At 57.7% G+C, this 21,998-nt stretch carries 23 protein-coding genes; 6 read left to right on the forward strand and 17 right to left on the reverse strand.

Going from position 1 to position 21,998, the window contains the following annotated elements; translation table 11 throughout:
• Positions 1–4: 4 nt before the first annotated feature.
• From GOV85_RS16710 to GOV85_RS16755, 10 genes are all read right to left on the reverse strand, one after another.
• Positions 5–898 (reverse strand): homocysteine S-methyltransferase family protein, encoded by an 894-nt coding sequence (locus tag GOV85_RS16710; RefSeq protein WP_171180205.1) that lies wholly within the window; start codon positions 896–898, stop codon positions 5–7.
• Complete coding sequence (locus tag GOV85_RS16715; RefSeq protein WP_171180207.1) at positions 895–1,962, reverse strand: alcohol dehydrogenase family protein; 1,068 nt, start codon at positions 1,960–1,962, stop codon at positions 895–897. The genes GOV85_RS16710 and GOV85_RS16715 overlap by 4 nt, the downstream gene beginning before the upstream one ends.
• Before the next feature lies 1 nt (position 1,963).
• Positions 1,964–2,440, reverse strand: coding sequence for a cupin domain-containing protein (locus tag GOV85_RS16720; RefSeq protein ID WP_171180209.1), 477 nt, complete (start codon positions 2,438–2,440; stop codon positions 1,964–1,966).
• An 18-nt stretch (positions 2,441–2,458) separates the two neighbouring features.
• Entirely contained in the window at positions 2,459–4,906 is a 2,448-nt protein-coding gene (locus GOV85_RS16725; protein WP_171180211.1) for an FAD-dependent oxidoreductase, read from the reverse strand.
• 16 nt (positions 4,907–4,922) lie between these two features.
• Entirely contained in the window at positions 4,923–5,303 is a 381-nt protein-coding gene (locus GOV85_RS16730; protein WP_171180213.1) for a GFA family protein, read from the reverse strand.
• Between the two features lie 4 nt (positions 5,304–5,307).
• On the reverse strand, positions 5,308–5,931 hold the full coding sequence (locus GOV85_RS16735) for a LysE family translocator (RefSeq protein WP_171180215.1): 624 nt from the start codon (positions 5,929–5,931) through the stop codon (positions 5,308–5,310).
• Positions 5,931–6,500 (reverse strand): XRE family transcriptional regulator, encoded by a 570-nt coding sequence (locus GOV85_RS16740; RefSeq protein ID WP_171180216.1) that lies wholly within the window; start codon positions 6,498–6,500, stop codon positions 5,931–5,933. Before GOV85_RS16740 ends, GOV85_RS16735 begins: the two co-directional genes overlap by 1 nt.
• A 145-nt stretch (positions 6,501–6,645) precedes the next feature.
• Entirely contained in the window at positions 6,646–7,188 is a 543-nt protein-coding gene (locus GOV85_RS16745; RefSeq protein ID WP_171180218.1) for a GNAT family N-acetyltransferase, read from the reverse strand.
• A gap of 99 nt (positions 7,189–7,287) precedes the next feature.
• Entirely contained in the window at positions 7,288–7,743 is a 456-nt protein-coding gene (locus tag GOV85_RS16750; protein ID WP_171180220.1) for a GAF domain-containing protein, read from the reverse strand.
• Positions 7,744–7,816: 73 nt separating this feature from the next.
• Entirely contained in the window at positions 7,817–8,989 is a 1,173-nt protein-coding gene (locus GOV85_RS16755; RefSeq protein WP_171180221.1) for an acetyl-CoA C-acyltransferase, read from the reverse strand.
• A 103-nt stretch (positions 8,990–9,092) separates the two neighbouring features.
• Here GOV85_RS16755 and GOV85_RS16760 point away from each other — a divergent pair, with 103 nt between their 5' ends.
• The 3 genes from GOV85_RS16760 (at position 9,093) to GOV85_RS16770 (ending at position 11,692) form a co-directional block, all read left to right on the forward strand.
• A complete protein-coding gene (locus GOV85_RS16760; protein ID WP_171180223.1) occupies positions 9,093–9,431 on the forward strand; it encodes an STAS domain-containing protein in 339 nt (112 codons plus the stop codon).
• Between the two features lie 15 nt (positions 9,432–9,446).
• The gene (locus GOV85_RS16765; RefSeq protein ID WP_171180226.1) at positions 9,447–9,902 is read left to right on the forward strand and encodes an ATP-binding protein; all 456 of its coding nucleotides are present in this window, start codon (positions 9,447–9,449) and stop codon (positions 9,900–9,902) included.
• A 212-nt stretch (positions 9,903–10,114) separates the two neighbouring features.
• The gene (locus GOV85_RS16770; RefSeq protein ID WP_171180228.1) at positions 10,115–11,692 is read left to right on the forward strand and encodes a gamma-glutamyltransferase family protein; all 1,578 of its coding nucleotides are present in this window, start codon (positions 10,115–10,117) and stop codon (positions 11,690–11,692) included.
• Positions 11,693–11,727: 35 nt separating this feature from the next.
• On the opposite strand, the gene hspQ is transcribed toward GOV85_RS16770, so the two are convergent.
• A complete protein-coding gene (gene hspQ / locus GOV85_RS16775; RefSeq protein WP_171180231.1) occupies positions 11,728–12,054 on the reverse strand; it encodes a heat shock protein HspQ in 327 nt (108 codons plus the stop codon).
• An 80-nt stretch (positions 12,055–12,134) separates the two neighbouring features.
• Between hspQ and GOV85_RS16780 the strand changes: the two genes are divergently transcribed.
• Together GOV85_RS16780 and GOV85_RS16785 are read left to right on the forward strand one after the other, a co-directional pair.
• Positions 12,135–13,016 carry an AEC family transporter gene (locus GOV85_RS16780; protein ID WP_171180233.1) on the forward strand — a complete coding sequence of 294 codons (882 nt, stop codon included), beginning with the start codon at positions 12,135–12,137 and terminating at the stop codon, positions 13,014–13,016.
• A 61-nt stretch (positions 13,017–13,077) separates the two neighbouring features.
• Positions 13,078–13,659 (forward strand): lytic transglycosylase, encoded by a 582-nt coding sequence (locus GOV85_RS16785; RefSeq protein WP_171180236.1) that lies wholly within the window; start codon positions 13,078–13,080, stop codon positions 13,657–13,659.
• Positions 13,660–13,675: 16 nt separating this feature from the next.
• Here the strand turns inward: GOV85_RS16785 and GOV85_RS16790 are convergent, their stop codons facing one another.
• From GOV85_RS16790 to GOV85_RS16805, 4 genes are all read right to left on the reverse strand, one after another.
• Positions 13,676–14,272 (reverse strand): outer membrane lipoprotein carrier protein LolA, encoded by a 597-nt coding sequence (locus GOV85_RS16790; protein WP_171180238.1) that lies wholly within the window; start codon positions 14,270–14,272, stop codon positions 13,676–13,678.
• A gap of 39 nt (positions 14,273–14,311) precedes the next feature.
• Complete coding sequence (locus GOV85_RS16795; protein WP_171180246.1) at positions 14,312–17,224, reverse strand: DNA translocase FtsK; 2,913 nt, start codon at positions 17,222–17,224, stop codon at positions 14,312–14,314.
• Between the two features lie 14 nt (positions 17,225–17,238).
• Complete coding sequence (locus GOV85_RS16800) at positions 17,239–18,420, reverse strand: aminotransferase class I/II-fold pyridoxal phosphate-dependent enzyme (protein ID WP_171180248.1); 1,182 nt, start codon at positions 18,418–18,420, stop codon at positions 17,239–17,241.
• Positions 18,421–18,528: 108 nt separating this feature from the next.
• A complete protein-coding gene (locus tag GOV85_RS16805) occupies positions 18,529–19,857 on the reverse strand; it encodes an amidase (RefSeq protein WP_171180250.1) in 1,329 nt (442 codons plus the stop codon).
• Between the two features lie 52 nt (positions 19,858–19,909).
• Between GOV85_RS16805 and GOV85_RS16810 the strand changes: the two genes are divergently transcribed.
• On the forward strand, positions 19,910–21,172 hold the full coding sequence (locus tag GOV85_RS16810) for an FAD-dependent monooxygenase (protein WP_254442994.1): 1,263 nt from the start codon (positions 19,910–19,912) through the stop codon (positions 21,170–21,172).
• On the opposite strand, the gene GOV85_RS16815 is transcribed toward GOV85_RS16810, so the two are convergent.
• Both GOV85_RS16815 and GOV85_RS16820 read right to left on the reverse strand, forming a co-directional pair.
• Positions 21,169–21,354, reverse strand: a complete 186-nt coding sequence (locus GOV85_RS16815) for a Trm112 family protein (protein ID WP_171180252.1) — start codon at positions 21,352–21,354, stop codon at positions 21,169–21,171. The two genes, GOV85_RS16810 and GOV85_RS16815, sit on opposite strands and share 4 nt — an antisense overlap.
• Positions 21,351–21,992: an LON peptidase substrate-binding domain-containing protein gene (locus GOV85_RS16820; protein WP_171180262.1), complete on the reverse strand. Its 642-nt coding sequence runs from the start codon at positions 21,990–21,992 to the stop codon at positions 21,351–21,353. Before GOV85_RS16820 ends, GOV85_RS16815 begins: the two co-directional genes overlap by 4 nt.
• Positions 21,993–21,998 lie beyond the last annotated feature (6 nt).

Genomic DNA, 21,998 nt, shown 5'->3' on the forward strand with positions numbered 1-21,998 from the left:
GTGCTCAGACGATATTGTGCCCGGCCGCCCGCAAACGGTTGGCCAGTGTTTCGATATGATCCGGGCCGATTTCGCAGCATCCGCCAACAATAGTAGCACCCTGACCGATCCAACGCATCGCGTGATCTGCATAAGCGTCCGGGCCAAGATCGTGACGTTGTTCCAATGCGTCCACTGTCGGCGCATCTTCGAGGAACCCGTCCGAGATATGCGTGAACCCATTGGCATAGGCCCCAAATGGCAGAGACATGCCGGACAGGATCTCCAACGCGGCCGGGATCGCTTCGGGACGCGAACAGTTGATCAACAGCGCATCCGGGGAAAACTCTTTGATAAGCGGAGCAATATCCGCCAAGGGCTCTCCCGACCTGAGGAAACGACCGTCGTCATCATTTACTGAAAGAGAAAGCCATACCGGCTTGCCACATTCCGACGTACCCCGTAGCGCACCTTCGGCTTCAAGTACTGATGACACCGTCTCGATCAGAAACAGATCTACGTGATCCGCCATAAGGCCAACCAGTTCCGCAAATTTCTCACCAGCATCGATTGGGTCGGGCTTCAGGTCAGGTCTGTACGATGCCAGCAAAGGCCCCAATGATCCGGCAACGCGCCCTTGCCGACCCTCGCAAGCCGCTTGTGCTTGCGAGACGGCTGTATCAACAAGGGCCTCAAGCTGATCTTCGATGTTTTCAAACCGCAGTCGCGACCGGTGAACCGCATATGTGTTGGTGGTCGCAATGGTGGCCCCGCGCCGAAAATATTCGGCGTGAACTTCGCGCACCAATTCGGGGTGTTCAATCATGACACGGGTTGACCAAAGCGCCGTTGGAGCATTGCCACTGAGCTTAACCAGTTCCTGCCCGATCGAACCATCCAAAAGGGTGATATCTGTCATGCTATCGCTCCTTGAGGCAAAAGAACCAGCTTGCCCGGTAAGGTCTTGGATTGGAAGTCCGCTTGCGCCTGGGCGATATCCTTTAACGGATAGGTGCAAGAGATCAACGGTTTGATCCGTCCCGAATTCATCAATTCGACAAGACGTCCAAAGACTTCAGGGCTTTGATGGGTGCACCCGTGAATTGTGATGTCGCGCAAGTAGATATCCCGCAGATCGGCCTGAACAATTGGGCCTGCGATTGCACCCGACACGGCGTAGTGCCCTCCGGGTTTCAGGGCAAGGATCAGCGATGCCCAAGCAGGACCACCAACGACGTCAATGACCACATCAAAGATGTCTTGAGGCAGCGGTTCACTACGGTCAAACGTAGCTCTTGCCCCCTGGGACATGACGACCTTGGCTTTCGCAGCGCCCGTTACGCCCCATACAGTGGCCCCGCGCAGTGACGCGAGCTGTACAGCGGCCAGACCGACACCACCTGACGCACCAGTGATCAAGACCTTTTGCCCTGCAGTCACGCCTGCGCGGGTCAGCAGGTTTTCGGCGGTTCCAAAGGCGCAGGGTATGGCTGCAATTTCAACATCCGACAAGGGCGAGGTGCTGACGTCGTACAGATCATCCGCCTCTACTAGACAGTATTGGGCAAACGCGCCGTCGATCTCTGACCCCAGCGCAACGAACCCCCGAGGATGTCCGGGACGCGGGCGCGGAAGGTTGATCGGGCAGGTTACGCGTTGGCCCGGGCTGAAATGAACTCCTTCGCCCACCATCTCGACAATGCCGCACAGATCCCCACCCTGAATGCGGGGGAAGTGCAAGGCACCGCCCCACCCACCGGCTTCGACGTCTTGCTCCACGGTATCCGTAGCGCCGGTCACATCCGACGAGTACCAGCCGACACGCGTGTTGATATCCGTATTGTTCACACCGGCCGCGGCAACCCGAACAAGCACCTGGCCCGGACCGGGCTTTGGCACCGGAATATCTTCGCGCCACTCCAAGACTTCGGGTCCACCGTGACCGGTCAGATAAACGCCAGACATGGTGTTGGGGATAGCCATCTCAGACCTCATCATCCGGGTGCGCGGGAACAGGCCCCATGGGAACGATATCGTACCTTGCGTTGACCTTCGCCATTTTGGCCTCATCGGCAAAGTCTGCCTCGGTCATCTTCGCGAGTTCGGCAAGGAACCCATCAAACCCTGACGGCTGAAAGATCATGAGCATTTTGGCAGGTGTATCAACTGCAATGCGGCACGCGTGCGGTACTCCGGGCGGAACGTGCATCGTGGTGCCCTGCCCGCATCGATGCCAGTCGCCGTCGACATAGAAGTCAACTTCACCTTCCAAAAAATAGAAGGTTTCGGCGTGCGTATCGTGGCGATGAAGGCCAAGCGCGAAGCTGGCCTTCAGATTGTCTTCCATAAGCGTGTATGCGCCGTCTGTGTCCTGACCTGACACCTTCACGAAGGTATGGTCATTTTCCCAGTCATAGTTGGGGCCCTCGCCGGGCCCCAGTTTGGCGTATCGTTTGCTCATGGCGGTCTCCGCAAGGGGTTAAGCGCGCAACCGCTCGTTCTCGGGATCCCAAAGCGGTTGATCCTGCTCTACCACAGCGCGGCACTTTTGGCCGTAGATTTCGACCTCAAGCTCGGTACCCGGGTTTGCAAGCTCAGCCTTAATCATGCCCAGAGCGATGGATTTGCCGACACGGTACCCCCATGCGCCCGACGTCGTCTCACCGACGATCTCGTCCCCCTGCCAGATGCAGGACATGTATGGCGCGTCGCAATCGCCAGCCTCAACAGTCAGGGTGACGAACGACTTCTTCACGCCTTGCTGCTTCTCGCTCAGGATCGCGGCCTTGCCGGGGAAGTCCTGCGGTTTGTCCAGTTTGACGAACCGCTCCAGCCCCCCTTCGAGCAGCGAGTAATCGCTCGACAAGTCGCCTTTCCACGCGCGGTAACCCTTTTCGATGCGCAGCGAGTTCAGGGCGTACATACCGAACGGCTTGGCCCCCGCATCAAGGATCGCGTCGTAGATCGCAGGCATATCCGCGTTGAGCGCATGAACCTCCCACCCCAACTCACCAGCAAAAGAAACGCGGATCAGGTGGGCCGGTTGGCCAGCCACGGTTGCGGCCTGATGGGTCAGCCAGCCCGAGGACAGATCGGCGTCGGTCAAACCCGACAGGATCTCACGCGATTTCGGGCCGGTGACGATCAGCGTGTCGCGGGTTGTGGTGACGTCCTCAACCGATACGCTGGCGGGCATTGCATTCACCAGAATATCCCGGTCATGCCATTGTGCCGTTGCGGCGGTGATCATGACGAACTCATCTTCGCCTAGGCGCAGACAGGACATTTCGGTCAGGATGCGGCCCCGGTCATCCGAAATGTAGACCAGATTGATACGGCCAACTTTGGGCAATCCACCTGTGATCAGACCGCGCAACGCCTCGGCAGCGCCTTCGCCTTTGACCATGAAACGCGAGAACCCTGGCAGATCAAGCACGCCACAATGGTCGCGTACGGCCTCGCATTCTTCTTTGATCCGCTGCTCCCACGGGCCGGAACGGCCCCAGGTATGCGTCGCCTCCAAAGATGTATCATCGCCCGGCTGCGCGAACCAGTTGGCACGTTCCCAGCCGTTATACACACCCATCACGCCGCCCAGCGCTTTGACCTTGTCATGTACCGGCGACAGCTTTTTGTCACGCGCGGCAGGCCATTCGTGGTGCGGGAAATGCATGGCGTATTCGTTGCCGTAGACTTCCATGCCTTTCTGGTTGCAATAGTCCTGATCGGTATAATCGGTGTAACGGCGCGGATCGACGGCCCACATGTCCCACTCGGTCGCGCCATCAACGATCCACTCGGCCAGCACCTTGCCCGCGCCACCGCCCTGCGCGATGCCAAAGGTAAAGCTGTGCGCCTCGAACGCGTTTTTCACACCCGGCATCGGACCAATCAGCGGCAGGCCATCCGGCGCGTAGGGGATCGGGCCGTTGATCACCCGGCCTACGCCCGACGTTGCCATCAGCGGCACCCGCTCCATTGCGTCGGTGACGATGTCCTCGATTCGATCCAGATCGTCATTCCAAAGCTGGAAGCTGAAATCCTCGGGCATCGGATCGTCTTCGGTCATCCAGTGGCCTTTGCAGTTGGGCTCGTAGGGGCCGAGGTTGAAGCCGTTCTTCTCCTGCCGCAGATAGTAGGAGACATCGACGTCCCGCAGCAGAGGCAGCTTGCCGCCGTGTTCCTTCGACCACGCTTCAACTTCGGGGACTTCATCAGTCAGCAGGTATTGGTGGCTCATCACCATGGCAGGCACAGTTCGGCCGCCGAATGGCTTGAACATCTCACCCACGCGCTGTGCATAGTAACCCGCGGCGTTCACTACGTAGTCACAGGCGATGTCGCCTTTGTCCGTATGCACGGTCCAGGTGCCATCGTCATGCTGCGTCACACCGGTCGCAGGACAGAAGCGGATGATCTTCTGACCCAAATCGCGCGCGCCTTTGGCCAGTGCCTGCGTCAGCTGCGCCGGGTCGATATCGCCGTCGGTGGGATCATACAAAACGCCCTCAAGGTCATGCGTCTCGAGGAACGGATAGTGCTCCTTGGCCTGTTCCGGGGTCCACATCTCCATCGGGATGCCCTGATAGCGGCCCATGGACATGGCGCGCTCGAACTCTTGCATCCGCTCTTTGCTATGCGCCAGACGGATGGAACCCGAAACGTGATAGTTCATCGGGTAGTCGACCTCTTCAGCCAAGCGCGAATACAGCTCGGTCGAGTAGCGCTGCATGTTCATGATCGCCCATGAGGTCGAGAAGGTCGGCACATTGCCCGCCGCGTGCCAAGTCGAGCCAGCAGTCAGCTCGTTCTTTTCCAGCAGAACGCAGTCGGTCCAGCCCTTCTTGGCCAGATGATAAAGGGACGAGCAGCCCACGACGCCGCCACCGATGATGACAACACGGGCTTTGGTTGGAAAGTCACTCATGTGTTTTGATCCTCTGTTACTGTGCCCGCTGGGGCAGATCGTCTGAGATGTCGTAGTAGTCACCTTTGTCAGCGACAAAGATGTGCTTTGAGAGTTTCAGGCCCGTAGGTTCGCTGAGCGCACCCATGGAAATCGAAATCGTGTCTTCGGCATTGTGCTGCCAGAACAGGAAAGAGCCACATTCACTGCAAAAGCCACGCCGCGCGGTATCTGACGCACGGAACCAACACAGCGTGTCGCTGGCGGAAAAGCTCAGGTTGTCCTGATGGGTCGAGGTCGAGGACCAGATATGGCCCGACTGCTTGCGACACTGGCCGCAATGGCAGGCCGAGGGCGGCGACAGCTCTCCATCGATCGTAAACGCAACCGCGCCGCACAGGCAGGAACCAGTATGCATTAGACTACCCCCTTGCTGTGGGCGTGGAGCTGGCCCCCAGCAACACGCCATAGATGATGAAACAGGTTGCCATCACGCGGCGAACCCAGATGTTGAACACAGCCCCTAGTGCCGCCTTGCCCATCAGCGCACCCAACAAGGTGAAGCCGGTATAGCTGAGCGTGGTGATGATCAGCGCGGTGGGCATGATCACCCCCATTTGCTGCCAGATCGGCACGTCAGGTTGCACGAATTGCGAAAAGGCAGCGAGGTATCCGGCCACGCTTTTAGGATTGATCGTCGCCACTGCCAGCGCGTGAAAATAGACATGCCGAGCAGGTCGTTCAGAGGCCGGCGCTGGTTTCGTAGCGTTCATCCAGCCTCGGATGCCGACCCAAATCAGGAAAGCGGCCCCCACAAGTTTGGCCGCGAAGAACCCGGTCGGTGACGCGGCGATCAGTGCGGTGATGCCCAGCGCCGACATGATCAGAAACGCGCTTGCTTGCGTCAGGATTGCCAGAACACCCAACATCGCCTTTGGGAAGGGCAAACTCATCCCGTTCGAGATACAATTGACCGCATTCGGACCCGGCGTGGTCACGAACACCACCCAAAACAGCGCGAATATGGTCCAGGCTTCAAAGCTCATCAATACACCGGCGGGGCAATGACCCAGATTGCCACTGCGTGCTCATCATAGGGGTTGGACCATTGGTAAGTTTCGTGTTTGATCCGAAAGCTGTCACCCGGGCCAACGGTAAATACGCGCGACCCGATGGTCAGATCCAACCGGCCCGAAATCATGTAGCCCACTTCCTGCGTCGGGCGATTAGCGGGCGTCTGCATCTTCGAATTGGGCTCGAACGTGGAATGCACCATTTCGAAATCATCGGTCAGATCAGGCGAAAGCAGTTCTTCGATCAACCCTTCTTCCCCCGACCCCATGGGCCGGCGCGTTCCCGCACGAACAACATATCCCTTCTCATCAACCGGAACCGCCGCATGAGCAAACAGCATCGACATAGGTACACCAAGGCATTCTGCGATCTGTCGCAGATCCGAGATGGAAGGGTCGGACATGTCCCGTTCAACCTGGCTGAGCCAACCGACCGAGCGCTCCAGCCGTGTCGCGATCTCGGTCAGGGTTAACCCACGCGCCTTGCGCAAGGCACGCAAGTCAGCACCCAATGTCGCGCTTTGTGGGGCTTGGTTGTTCACACAGACACTCCGAATCTCGTGAAATTTTTTATCCTTTTTTCACGATGAGGCAATTTAGTGAAAAATCCAAGCCTTTTTTCATGCACCCCTCATTCCGGATCGATGCGCACTCGGGCTTGCATCGCAGGTAATCTGCCTTTGGAAACTAAACAGCCGACGGCTCTGTCGGTTTACCGGTTTGGCAGACATACATCTCGGTATCTGCCGGCGCATTTTCACAAAGCAACACAAAGCCTGATTTTTGAAGAACGCGGGTGGAAGCCGGGTTATCACGTCCTACCCCGGCAACAAGGCGTGTGACCGGGCCCGGTGTCAACGCAGCGATCAGCCCATCCAAAAGCTCTGAGGCATAGCCATTGCCCCAGGCGTTTTCTGCGATCAGATAGCCGAGATGAATATTTGGGACTGCATTGAGACTTAACTCAGTAGCCAGAATCGTAAGTCCGATCAGATGACCATCTTGTCTTTGCCGCACCACCAGAACATCACTTTCAACGCAACGGGCGTCGATCCAGTGCGAAATGTCCCGATCCTGCAACTGCATGGATGGCGGCAAGCACTTCAAGACATTGGGTGTCAGCAATGTGCTGAGCTCGCTTTCGAGTTTCTGCCGCAGCAACGGGACCTGAAGTTCTTCCGTCCAATGATTGACCAAAAGGCGCGGTGTGGAGAACTGGTTTGGTGTCATGCCCGCTCCAACTCAAATTCGGCAGCTACACTGTATCAGATGCCGAGAAGAACCAAAACACAGCCACCATTGAACGAGTCTGAACCCATCCAAAAACTGCTACGCTGAAGCGAAGGTCTGTGACAGAATCGTCGACAGATTTTCCGCGTCATCGACCGAAAACGCATCCGGTTGATTGCTGTCGATGTCAAAAACCGCGATCACCTCACCCGCTGCGTTGCGAACGGGTAAAACCAACTCGGACCGAGTTGAAGAGGCGCACGCAATATGGCCGGGGAAGGCGTCGACATCCGGCACAAGCTGCACCTCACCTGTCCTTGCGGCGGCACCACAGACGCCCCGGTCAAATGGGATGACAAGGCAACCGTGCCCGCCTTGATAAGGGCCGATTTTCAACAAGCCAGGGTCAACGACCCGATAAAACCCTGTCCAGTCAAAGCGGTCATCGGAATGATGCACCTCGCACGCGACCGTGGCCATCAAAGCGACCAGATCCGTTTCGCCTTCAGTCAAGGCCGCGATTGTCTTGGTCAGGGTATCGTATTCGACTTTCATTGTTTCTTATCCATAGGGGCCGCGCGGGGGCCATGCCCCCGCACCCTCGAAGTATTTGGAAAAAGATGAAGGGTCAAACGCGTTCGATTGCTATCGCTGTGCCTTCGCCGCCGCCAATACAGATTGCCGCCACGCCGCGTTTGAGGTCCCGCTTCTCCAAAGCGTTCAGCAATGTGACCATGATGCGCGCGCCCGAGGCACCAATAGGATGACCCAACGCACAGGCCCCGCCATTCACATTCACTTTGTCGCGCGGCAGACCCATCTCATGCATGAACGCCATCGGCACAACCGCGAAGGCTTCGTTAACCTCCCACAAGTCAACGTCATCCTTGCTCCAACCGATGCGGGACAAAAGTTTCTGTGCGGCCGGAACCGGCGCAGTGGTAAAAAGCCCGGGCGCTTGCGCGTGACTTGCATGACCCAGAATACGTGCGCGCACCGCCAATCCTTGCGCTTCGGCTGCTTCGGCCGAGGCCAGGACAAGCGCTGCGGCGCCATCCGAAATCGAAGAGGAGTTGGCAGCCGTCACCGTGCCGTCCTTTCGAAACGCGGGTTTCAAGGTCGGGATTTTGTCAGGGCGGGCAGATTTCGGTTGCTCATCACAGTCCTGGACAATCTCGCCCTTACGCGTGCGAACTGTGACAGGCGCAATTTCCTGATCAAAGGCCCCGTTTTCCTGTGCGGTCAGGGCATTCGACAAAGATTGCAGAGCGTACTCATCCTGCGCTTCGCGTGTGAACTGATACGCTTCGGCACAGTCTTCGGCAAAGGTGCCCATCAGACGACCTTTGTCATAGGCATCTTCCAGCCCGTCCAGGAACATATGGTCGACCACCTGACCGTGGCCAATTCGGGCGCCGCCGCGCATCTTGGGCAGCAGGTAAGGAGCATTTGTCATACTCTCCATGCCGCCAGCGACCATTGTATCCGCATGGCCCAGCGCGATCTGATCAAAGGCGACCATCGCCGCTTTCATGCCCGAGCCGCACATCTTGTTTAACGTGGTCGCAGGAACTTCTTCGCCCAAACCAGCTGAAAATCCGGCCTGCCGCGCGGGGGCTTGGCCTTGCCCCGCAGGCAAAACACATCCCATCAGAACTTCATCGACGGTCTGGGCCCCGGCCTGGCGCAACGCAGCCCGGATTGCGTCCCCCCCCAGGTCGGCGGCGGCAACGCCATCGAACATGCCCTGAAAGCCACCCATCGGCGTTCTGGCGGCTCCTGTAATCACAACATCTTTCATCCGGGTTTTCCTCCTGCTTTCGGGTTCTTGAATACCGAATGGTAAGAATTGGCGTCTAGCGTATTTCTACGACTCATTTTTCAGTTTGGAGGGCGCCCGAGCCATGGGGCTGACCAGCACATCACACGGCCCAATACAGGTCATAACCGTGCATTCCGACCGGATCGATGCCGCGATGGCCATTCAGTTCAAGGAAGACATGCGCGCGGAAACCGAAAACGGCGCAGATCGGGTTGTGCTGAATTTGTCGGGGGTTGAGTTTATCGATTCCAGCGGTCTGGGCGCGATTGTGGCGTCGATGAAGCAACTGGGCAAAGACCGCAGGCTGGATCTGGCCGGACCGCAACCCGTGGTCCAGAAAGTCTTTCGCCTGACCCGGATGGACACCGTTTTCCGGCTGTTTGAAACACTGGACGACGCACTGTCGGACCCGGATGCGTGACCAAGGCAGGAGTGAATGGGCGTGGAGCCAATTTGTAACGAGACCTGCCTGGAACTAAGCTTCCCCGCAACAGACGCCGAAGCCAGCGCAGGTATCGCGCGGCTTAGCAGCGGTCTGGCAAACCATGGTTTGCCGCCTGATAAATCTGACGATGTGAAGATTGCATTGGCCGAAGCAATCAACAATGTGGTGGAACATGCTTACAAGGGCATTGCTCCGGCTAAGGTGCAGGTGACTTGTCGACTTGATCGGAATCGGCTGGACATCTTGATCTCGGATACCGGGCACCCGCTGCCTGGCCTACAAATGCCGGACGGAACGCCCGCGCCGCTGGGGAAAACAACGCAAGATTTGCCGGAAGGGGGGTTTGGCTGGTTCCTGATTCACCAACTCACCAGTGACATCCAATATGAGCGCCGAGATGGGTGTAATCGGCTTTCGCTGCGGTTTAACTTCGGCAAAAGTGCGTAATCAGGCCCAATTGGTCACAATAACGCCATTTTCGAAACATTGTCGCGCCGCAAACAACCGCCATACAGTGACTCGTAGCTCAGATAGCTTCCCTCGGCGCCAATTATCACAGCCCCCACCCAGTGAACGGCGCCGAGGAACTTCTTCCCTGAAATTTCTGGACAATCCCCGATCAGTGAATAGCTTTCCCCTGTTCCAAGGAGAAAGAAACTATGCGGGATTTGCACAAACCAGGCCGGTCAGAAGTCTTTGCGACACAAGGGATGTGCGCAACCTCTCATCCGCTGGCGGCCAAAGTCGCAATCGACATTTTGGAACGGGGCGGCAACGCAATGGATGCTGCAATTGCCGGAGCGGTCCTTTTGGGAATTTGCGAACCGCAAATGACCGGACTGGGTGGCGATTGTTTTGTTCTGTTCAACCGCGCTGGAGAGAACCGGGTCCGCGCTCTGAACGGCTCGGGGCGGTCACCAGCCGGCTCGCAAGCACAGCCTTTGCGCGATCTTGGTCTGTCCTCTGTGCCACTGAACGGACCGGACTCCGTTACAATTCCGGGTGCCGTGGATGCGTTCTGCCATCTGGCAGAGGCCGAAGGCCGTTTGGGGTTGGAGGCAATCCTGTCCCCTGCAATTCACTACGCGGAAGCCGGCATTCCGGTTGCGCCCCGCGTTGCGTTTGACTGGAAGATTGGAGCTGCAACGCTGCAAGGTGCCGCGCGCGACCATTACCTGATCGATGGGCAAGCACCTGATGTCGGTCAAGTTTTTCGCGCACCTGGTCAGGCTGAAGTGTTGCGGCGCATCGCGCGCGAAGGACGCGATGCGTTTTATTCGGGCGCAATTGCCGAAGACATGATCGCTGCCGTGTCAGCGCAGGGCGGTGTGCATTCCGCCGACGACTTTCAAAACACGCAATTTACAGAAACGCAGCCCATGCGAGGGGCCTATAACGGGATCGAACTGGTTGAGCATCCGCCAAACGGCCAAGGCGCAACTGCAATTTTGTTGCTCAATATTCTGAAACATTTGGATCTGGCCAACATGGACCCCTTTGGCGCTGAACGGGTCCATATCGAGGCTGAGGCCACCAAGTTGGCCTATGACGCGCGCAACCGGTTCATCGCGGACCCGGACCATGTGTCCAAAGCCGAGCGTTTCCTTGACCCGGACTTAGCCGCAAAACTTGCCGCGCTTATTGATCCGAAACGCGCCATGCCTTCGGCGGCTCAACTGACCGAGGCTGTTCACAAGGACACCGTGTATATAACCGTCGTAGATCGCGACCAGATGGCGGTTTCGCTGATCTATTCGATTTTCCACAGCTTTGGGTCGGGGATCGCCTCGGAAAAATACGGCATATTGCTTCAGAACCGTGGCGCAGGCTTCACGCTGGAGCCGGGGCACCCGAACGAACTGAGCGGCGGCAAGCGTCCGATGCACACGATCATTCCAGGGATGCTGACCGAGAATGGCCGCATTATGATGCCATTTGGCGTGATGGGCGGAGCCTACCAGCCAACAGGCCACGCTAGATTTGTTTCAAACCTCAGGGATTTCGGACTTGAACTGCAAGAGAGCATCAACGCCCCCCGTGCGTTTTTCGACGGATCGGTTCTGAAACTGGAACGCGGCTACCCTGAAGGGGTTGCGAAACAATTATCGGAAATCGGACACACTATCGAAAGACCGGAAACGCCGCTTGGGGGTGCGCAGTCGATCCGAATCCGCGAAGATGGTATTTTGGAGGGGGCCAGCGACCCACGCAAGGACGGTTGCGCGCTTGGCTACTGATAAACGCGCAACCACGATCGCGTGGTTGGAGAACCTCAGTTCAGTTGGAAATGCAGGGGGTATGCTCCGTCTTCGAACGGACCGAACATATTGGGGATATCAGGGTGCTCGACCGGCTCTCCGGAATAGTCCGCAACCAGATTTTGTTCTGAAACATAAGCAACATAGAAGGATTGGTCGTTCTCAGCCAGCAGGTGGTAAAACGGCTGTTCTTTCCGCGGACGACTGTCTTCGGGAATGGCCTGATACCATTCCTCGGTGTTCGAAAATTCTGGATCCACGTCAAAAATCACCCCTCGAAAAGGGTGTTTTTTGTGACGAACCACCTGGCCTAAGCCGTATTTTGCACGTGTCTTTAGCATTGTTTCAGCCCCCAAAGCATTTACTACCCGTTTCTGGCCCTAAAAGCCAATCATTGATGTGAAACTCAGGGAAACAGTCTGTGAACCTAATATTGACAGTGTTCGAAATTGCGGCGCCGGTCTTTCTGTTGGCGGGGATCGGTTTTGTCTGGGTCAAACTTGGATTCGAGTATCGTCTTCAGTTTGTTACCCGCTTTGCAATGACCCTGGCTGTCCCCAGCCTGATCTTCGTTGCCTTGATGCAGACCGAGATTCCGGGAGGCGATCTGACGCGCTTCACCGCTGCCACGATCGTCGCAAACATTATTCTGGCATTTGTGTTTTGGGGCGTCGTTCGTGTTCTGAAACTCGAACAGCGTACGTATCTTTCTCCGCTGATATTCGGGAATACCGGTAATCTGGGACTGCCGCTGTGTATTTTCGCGTTTGGCCAGGCCGGTCTAGGCTATGCCGTAATTTTTCTGTCGGTGACCGCTTTGTTTTCGTTTACTTACGGCATCTACCTTGTGGCGGGCAAAGGCGCCTTTGGTCAGGTCATCCGTCAGCCCATGGTTTGGGCAACGCTTTTGGGGGCCCTGTTTTTGTGGCAGGGCTGGGAAACTCCGCTTTTTTTGACCAACACTTTGGATTTGCTAGGGCAAATGGCTGTTCCGATGATGCTCGTGACCGTTGGAGTGGCTATCGCACGCCTGACCAGTCGCAGTTTGGGTCAGGCTGTATGGCTGTCGTTTCTCAAGCTGCTGGTATGTTTCATCCTCGGCTGGGGGGTCGCCGTTGTATTTGAGTTGGATGCAATTGCCTTCGGTGTGCTGGTTCTGCAGATGTGCACCCCTGTCGCGGTAACCTCTTATCTTCTGGCGGAACGCTTCGAAGCTGACGCGGATGCCGTCGCCGGGATGGTGATGGTGTCAACCGTACTTTCCGTTGCGGCACTGCCCGCTATCCTTGCTATCGTTCTGTAACGATTGTGATTTCAAAATCGCTCAATCTGCGCTAGAATGCCCAAAAAAAGGCATGAGGCACATGAGCAGAATTCTTATCGTACTCTTCGGGGTGCTGCTTCTGGCATCCTGTGGGGGCGGCTCCAAACAGCCGCCCAGCAAATTAAATGACGCGTGCAGCATTGCGCGCGAAAAACCCGACTATATCAGGGCTTTCAAGAACACGGAACGTAAATGGGGTGTTCCCGTACACGTTCAGATGGCCACGATCTATCAGGAAAGCCGCTATCGCCACGATGCGCGCACCCCACACAGATATGTGTTGGGTGTGATCCCGATGGGGCGTCAAAGCAGTGCCTATGGCTATGGTCAGGCGTTGGATGGCACTTGGGAACAGTACCAGCGTGAAACCGGAAAACGCCGCGCCAAGCGGGATCGGATTCGCGACGCGTCAGACTTTATCGGCTGGTATATGAACAAAAGCTACGAACGTAACGGCATTCACCCGGCCGATACGCGCAATCAATACCTGGCTTATCACGAAGGCCATACCGGTTTCGCACGCGGCAGTTACAACAGCAAATCCTGGCTGTTGAACGTTGCGAATGATGTAGACGCGCGTGCGCAGCTATATCAGGCGCAGTTGTCAAACTGCCGGTACTGACAAAGTTTGGCTCGGGTCAGCGATTGCCTGACCCGACCCTTTTACTGTTCGAGAACAAACCCTGATCTAGGCGTCCGCCTTCAGTCAGAGCACCCAGAAGAACAGTTGTCTGTCCCCCCGCATTGTCGTGAATGACCCATTTGCGCAGTTCGACCGGGTCGTTTGTGAACATCAGCTCAATCCGTCCTGCTTCTGGGTTCTTTGGGTCTTGCGCCGTGACTACAGTGGCGGTGCCGTCAAAACTGTGCCCCACGACCATATTGGCCTGCCCCAAGTTCACATTCCGCGCCAGTACTATGGAAAGGGGTGTCCGCTTCAGCGGGTATTGCTCGGGCGGTTGGTTAGATTTCGGGTCAAAGATCTGTACGCTGCCGGAACGCGCAAGCACGACCGCACTGTTGGGTGGATCGTATTCGAACCGCATCTTGCCCGGGCGCTGCATCCACAGCTTACCGGTGCTCAGCGATCCATCGTCGTTCACTTGCGTGAAGGTCGTCTCAACCGTTTTCAATCCATTAAGGTAATTCGAAATCTGCGACAGCGGCAGCTTATCCGCCGCCCATGCGGCAGGTGCGGCGAGTGTCAAAGCAAGGGCAAAAGCAATCTGTTTCATGCCGTACAGATAGGCCTTCTGCCCTTGTTATTAAATATCTTACTGTTCAGGGACTAGGATTTCGCGTTTACCGACATGATTTGCCGCAGAAACAACGCCTTCGTCCTCCATCTGCTCAACGAGCCGGGCAGCCTTGTTGTAGCCAATGGCAAGTTTCCGCTGGATATACGAGGTCGAGCATTTGCGATCCTTGATCACAATCGCCACTGCCTGATCGTACAGAGCATCCTCACCGTTCGTGTTGCCACCGGTATTCAGACCCAGAACGGCATCGATGTTTTCTGCCTTTTCCTCGGCCGGGCCATCGACCACGCCGCTCATGTAATCGGGCGGGCCAAACTGCTTCAGGTGGTTGACGATTTCCTCGACCTCCTCGTCAGACACAAAAGGACCGTGGCAGCGGGTGATCTTGGCGCCACCCGCCATGTACAGCATATCGCCCTGCCCCAGCAGTTGTTCGGCACCCATCTCGCCCAAGATCGTGCGGCTATCGACTTTCGATGTCACCTGGAACGAAATTCGCGTTGGGAAGTTTGCCTTGATCGTGCCGGTAATCACGTCAACCGACGGACGCTGCGTGGCCATGATAAGGTGAATGCCCGAGGCCCGCGCCATCTGCGCCAGACGCTGGATGCAGGCTTCGATTTCCTTGCCTGCGACCATCATCAGGTCGGCCATTTCGTCGACGATCACAACGATATAAGGCATCGCCTCGGGGGCGAATTCTTCGGTTTCAAAGGTCGGCTCGCCGGTCTCATCATCAAACCCGGTCTGCACCGTGCGGCTGAACATTTCGCCTTTGTCCAACGCGTCCTTCACACGGCCATTGTAGCCCGCGATGTTGCGGACGCCCATTTTGGACATCTTACGATAGCGGTCTTCCATCTCACCCACGACCCATTTCAAGGCCACGACCGCCTTTTTCGGGTCGGTGACGACAGGGGACAGCAGATGCGGGATGCCATCATACACCGACAATTCCAGCATCTTCGGGTCGATCATGATCAGGCGGCATTCATCCGGCGACAGCTTGTACAGCAGCGACAGGATCATGGTGTTGATCGCCACCGACTTACCCGAGCCGGTCGTACCTGCGATCAGCAGGTGAGGCATCTTGGCCAGGTTGGCCACAACGGATTCACCACCGATGTCCTTGCCCAGCGCCAGCGGCAGTGCGTGGTTGCCGTCGCCAAAGTCACGGCTGGCGAGGATTTCGCGCAAAACCACCATCTCGCGGTTTTCGTTCGGCAGTTCAATGCCGATGACAGAACGGCCCGGCAAGGTCGAAACCCGTGCCGACAGCGCCGACATGGAACGCGCAATGTCATCGGCCAGACCAATCACACGGCTGGCCTTCAGGCCCGGTGCCGGTTCCAGTTCGTACATGGTGACAACGGGACCGGGGCGCACGCTGACGATCTCACCTTTGACGCCATAGTCATCCAGCACGTTCTCCAGCATCCGCGCGTTTTCTTCCAACGCCTCATCACTCAGATGATGGCGTTGAATGCTGGCTGGGTTTGACAACAATCCCAGCGGGGGCAGTTCAAAATCCGAGTGCTTTTCTTCAAAAGACAACGCAGGTTGTGCCTCGGCCTGTGCGCGGCGCGACGGCGGCGGTGCGCGGCGCACCGGTTGCGCGACCACGGGTTTGCGCGGCTCCGCCACTGGGATCTTCATCGCAGGGCGCGACTGCGGCACGGGTTCCGCCATATCCTCAACAAGCGGTTCATCGTCCAGTTCGGGGTCCGGTGCATAATGGCCTTGGATCGCTTCGGGCGCATACTCGACCGGGGCCGGATCATGCCACTCGGGTGCAGCACCTGCTGTCATCGGGGGTTCGGGCGGCAACCCGCTGGCGGTAACCGGTGGCTCGGCCGGCAATTCATCCGGCTGATGCGCATTCAGGATCAACGGGTCGGGCCGACGGCCTCGGCCTTTGGTCAAAGGCAGGTTCGGATCCGGCTCGGGCGTCATCTCACCTGTTGCTACTTTGCGATTGCGCACAGCAGCCGAGATTTTTGAGCGGATGCGATCTTCGCCGGGCATTTCGTCAAAGCCCGCAATCGGTTCGGGATCGACCAACTCGGGCTCAGGCATCGGTTCCGGGCGGCGGATCAACGACGGCATACGCGCCAGCAGGCCGGTTTTGGGCGCAGGTTCGGGCTCTTCTTCCAGTTCTTCAAAGACGGGATCGCCGAAGGCGATGTCATCATTCAAAACAGGTTCCACCCGCGCGGCGCGGTGCTCTTTCCATTGCGCCTGTCGATCCCGAGCCGCCTGTGCAGTAGCCGAGGCACCACGGCCCAGCAGATTCATCAGCAGGTCGTAGGCCATCACCAAACCCAAAAGGAACGCACGGAAGCCGCGTTTCACGTCGGCTTTGGTAAAGCCCAGAACAAAAATACCCAGCGCGATCATCCCGACCGCCATGGCCAGCGACATCAGCTTGACCAGAAAATGCGACGAGATCGGCAAAAGCGTCAGCAACGCGCCCATAACCGTGTCGCCGAACAGACCACCCAGACCATAGCTGTGCGTCGCGCGCCATTCGGCACCGGGAACAAGGGTCGCAGCGTAGACCGAAACAACGGCAATCCATATCGGGGCAAAAATCAACCGGGCGATGGCGCGGTCTTCACCGAAATGACCCGCAAAACGCATACCCCAGCCGATCAGAACAAGGGCAACACCCCAGCTTCCCCAGCCCACAATCATGAAAAGGGGCGCTGCGATCGATGCGCCTATACGCCCCATCCAGTTCTGCACCGGCGCGTCGGTCGAAACCATCCAGTTCGGATCATCGGGCGTGTAGGACCAAATCATCGCCGCCGCAGCCAAACCCAGCAGGATCAGGGCGATGCCGATCAGTTCCTTGCTGCGCCGCTCCAAGGCGGCTTGCGTGGTGCTGTCCAACAATGGATCGCGATTGCGCGCGTTATATGATGCCATTTTGCCCTCGTACCTCACGAATAGATGCAGTCGCGGAGTGTGATCAGACCACGCTGCAACTCTGTTTTTGGGGCTACCAATGCAACCCGGATAAAGCCTTTGCCCGGGTTATTCCCCGGATCACCTTGTGAAAGATATGCGCCCGGCAGGACCCGAACCCCGGTGTCCTTCCAGACCTTCAATGCGGTGTCTTCGCCATTGTCGACCGGCAGCCACAAGAAGAACCCGGCCTCAGGCGACATGTATCCCTGCACGCCCGCGAAGACTTCATCCGCGATGGCGTATTTTTCCTGATAGAGCGCGCGGTTCTCGCGGACGTGTTCTTCATCTGCCCACACCTTTGCCGCGGCAGCCTGCAAGGGCAGCGGCAAAGGCGACCCGGCGTAGGTGCGCAATTGCTTGACCTGTTTGATCGTCTCCGGCCCGCCCGCGATCAGCCCCGACCGTAACCCGGCCAGGTTCGAACGTTTGGAAAGCGAGTTGAACAGTGTGATCCGTTCAGGATCAGCGCCCAATTCTTGCGCGACGGTCAAAACGCCCGTCGGGGCCTTGTCCCGGTAAATCTCAGAATAGCATTCGTCGGCAAAAATGCGGAAATCGTATTGCTCGGCCAAACGGATCAGTTCGCCCCAGTAGTCACGCGAAGCAACAGCCCCCTGCGGATTGGCAGGCGAACAGATATAGGCCACAGCGGTGCGATTCAGCACCTCCGCGGGCAGGCCGGCATAATCTGGCAGATGACCCGTTGCGTCGGTGGCGGGTACAAAATAGGGCTGCGCCCCGACCGAAAGCGAAGCGACCATGTAGACCTGATAAAACGGATTCGGGCACAGGACGATCGGTTGCTGGCCGTTCTTCTGTTCCGGACACAGCGCCATAGCGGCGTTGTAAAGCCCCTCACGGGTGCCGTTCAGCGCCATCACATTGGCATCCGGGTCCATCTGAACGCCATAGCGGCGATGAATCCAATCCGTGATCGCACCACGCAGGTCTTCTGAACCTTCGTTTGGCGGATAGCCCTGAAACCCAGAGGCGTTTTCCATGATGACATCCGTCACCCAGGCCGGAAAATCATGTGTGGGTGCGCCAATCGTCATGTGAACGACGTCACCGCCCGGCTGGTGATGATCCAACAGGGCGCGCAGACGCGGGAATGCATAAGCCGGTAGGTTCGAAAACCGCTCGGGGAAATCCATAGTACTGCCTCAATATCGGGGTCATTTACGCCCCGTTTTTTTGGCAGGTTACAGCCCGGGCCCCTCTTCGTCCAGACAAAGAGGTTCCGAATCAGGGGATTGTGGCATTCAGGCCAGTACCGCTTCTGCTGCTGAGCCCAGCCGCAAAAGGGCCTCTTCCGAGCCGGGATAACCCAACATCATCAACCCGCAACTGGGGGTTCCGGTGGGTAGGCTCAGCGCTGCAAGACCCATCAGATTGCCAATCCGCGTGTTGCGTAGGGCCAGTAGATTCTCGGTCACGTAGTAGTCGTGGTCGCTCATCAACCGTTCCAGATTAGGCGGCAGAATCGGGGCCGTGGGGGCCAGAACCGCATCAAAACCGGCGGTTGCTGCGTCCCATGCGGTGCGGCAAGCCTTGAGCTTGGACCAGGCGGCCACATAGTCGGGGCCAGAGAATCCCATGCCAATACGGAACCGTTCAAGAATCTCAGGATACATCGCTTCGGGATTGGCTTCGATCACATCGCGCCACAGCCCATAGGCCTCGGTCGTGTAAACGATGCTGGTCAGGGTCATGGCCTCGTTCAGCGCAGGCACCTCTAAAGGCACGATTTCAGCCCCCGCATCCGCAAGTTTTGCAAGGGCATCCTCATATGCCTTACCCGGTGTGTCACGCAGATCGTCCTTGGCGATGTTCTGCAAATCGGCAAAGCGCCGGCCTTTCAGCGACGCACCGCGCAGATCGGCTGGCGTTCCACCCTCAAGCAGAGCCAGCATATGCGCTGCGTCCGCGACTGACCGCGCCAGAGGCCCGACCGTATCAAACCGCAAGCAGAGCGGCACCACACCTTCCAGGCTCAGCCGCCCGACAGTGGTTTTCAATCCCACAAGGTCATTCCACGCCGCCGGAATACGCACCGACCCGCCCGTGTCCGATCCAATTCCACAAGCCGCCAAACCCCACGCAACCGAAGCCGCAGCCCCTGAAGACGACCCACCGGGGACAGCGGCTTCATCATGAACGCAAGGCGGCGTTTCGGTAATCGGGTTAAGACCCAGACCAGAGAATGCCAGCTCACTCATATGCGTTTTGCCTAGACAGACGGTGCCCATCTGAGTCGCATTGCACAACACCAGCGCATCCGCATCCGGCACACGATCTTTTAGCAACGCCGAACCCGCCTCGGTCACAGTGCCCGCTGTGTCGAATAGGTCTTTCCAACTGATCGGAACGCCGTCCAGCAAAGACCGACGCAGGCCCAGTTTGGCGCGTTGCTGGGCTGCTTCAGCCTCGGACCGGGCGCGGTCGTGGGTGACGCGGGCATAGATGCGGTCCCGATGCGGATGAGAGTCGATGGCTGACAGGTAGGTTTCCGTCAGCTCAACCGGGTCAATCTGACCCATCCCAATGCCACGGCCCAAATCACACGCGGTCATGGTCAACCAATCCTGCATCTCACCCCTCCTGATTTTTCGGCTTTGGGTGACGGTAGCGACAGGACTGCACATGGACAATCCCGAAAGGGCGCGCATATTGCAGGGCATGACACAGGCATCTGACATTCTGATTGTGGGCGGCGGGCTGAACGGCCCAGCCTTGGCGCTGGCACTGGCACAAACCGGGCACTCGGTCACGGTGATTGATGCGCTGGCGGAAAAGGTTCGCAAGAATGCGGCATTTGACGGTCGTGCCTATGCGCTGGCCCTGGCGTCGCAACGGCTGCTGGATGCGATCGGCGTATGGGATCGCGTTGCTGAACACGCTCAGCCAACGCTGGAAATCAAGGTCACAGATGGCCATGCCGGAACAGGGCCATCGCCGTTTTTCATGCATTTTGATCATGCCGAGATCGAAGAAGGCCCGATGGGGTATATGGTCGAAGACCGCCATCTGCGCCGCGCTTTTCTGGACGCAATGGCAGAGGCGCCGCGCATCTCCCAGATAAGCGGTAAGACAGTTGTATCCCAACAAGCCGACGCCACCGAAGTGACCTTAACGTTGGACGACGGCACAAACGTGGGCGGCGGCCTGCTGGTTGGGTGCGACGGCCGCCGCAGTGACACCGCGTCACGGGCGGGTATTAAACGCACCGGTTGGGATTATGGTCAGACCGCGCTGGTCTGTGCCATCGAACATGATCTGCCGCACAATGGCATTGCCCATCAGTTCTTCATGCCCCCCGGTCCGCTTGCGATTCTGCCGCTGACCGGAAACCGCAGCTCTATCGTCTGGAGTGAGCGTACCGAGGCTGCAGCACGGATCAACGCCATGTCTGAAGAAGATTATCTGCAAGTGCTACGCCCAAGGTTCGGCGATTTCCTGGGTGATATCCGTCTGGCAGGCGACCGTTTCACATACCCGCTGAACCTGACCATCGCCAATTCCTTCATCAGTGACCGCATGGCACTGGTCGGCGATGCCGCGCACGGGATGCACCCAATTGCAGGCCAAGGGCTAAATGCCGGCCTGCGCGACGTCGGCGCATTGGCCGAGGTTCTGACACTGGCCGGGCGGCGCGGCGAGGATATCGGCTCGGTCATAGTGTTGGAGCGCTATCAGGAATGGCGCCGCTTTGACACCGCCTCGCTTGCGATGGCGACGGATGTCTTCAACAAGCTGTTTTCCAACGATAACCCCCTGCTGCGCCTCGGGCGGGATATTGGAATGGGAATTGTCGGGTCATTGCCCGGATTGCGCCGTGGCTTCGTTCGTGAGGCCGCAGGATTGACCGGAGATCTGCCCAAGCTGTTGCAAGGGCGAGCTATCTAGTCGAGCTGCCGCGCCTCATCGATCAACATGACCGGGATCCCGTTGCGGATGGGAAAGGCCAACCCGGCAGCTTTGGACACCAGCTCTTGTTTTTCTGCGTCATAACGCAACGTTGTGTGTGTCTGCGGGCAGATCAGCGCTTCGAGCATACGGCGGTCGAAAGCGTGGTCAGTGTCAGTCATTGCAGTTTTTCCTCGTTTGATCCGCCGCGCATGGCGAATTCAATCAGCGTCACCAGCGTCTCGCGCCGGGTACGCAGGCAGGGGGCCTCCAAAAGAGCTTGTTTTTCTTCGGGATCGAAATCCAAAAGCATAGACAATGAGTTCACAAGCAACTCATCTTCAGCGTCTTTCATTGACTCCCAATCGGTCGACAATTGCCGGGACAAAAAGAAACGTTCCAGAAGGGTCAGGAATTTCGGGCGATTGAACCCGTCGTCTTTCTCGGCCTTACCAAGATCGCGATCAAATCCATCCCACGAGACAGCACACCGGCGATAGGGTGTGAACGCGTCCAACTCTGACACAATTCGGAAGCGGGACACTCCGGTCAGCGTGATCAGATACCGGCCGTCTTCTGTTTCGGAAAACTGCGTCACCCGCCCCGCACAGCCAATACGGTGCAGCTTGTTCTCGTCGCTGACCGATGGGTTCGGCTGAACCATCGCGATCAGCCTTTCCTTGGTTTTCAGCGCATCGTCCAGCATCTGTAGATAGCGCGGCTCGAAGATGTGCAGAGGCAAAGGCGACCGGGGCAATAGCAGTGCCCCGGGCAATGGAAAAACGGATACCGTATCCGGCAAGTCGGCGGGATGAATCATGTACCC

Source organism: Ruegeria sp. HKCCA4633, assembly GCF_013034605.1.
Taxonomy (GTDB): Bacteria; Pseudomonadota; Alphaproteobacteria; order Rhodobacterales; family Rhodobacteraceae; genus Ruegeria.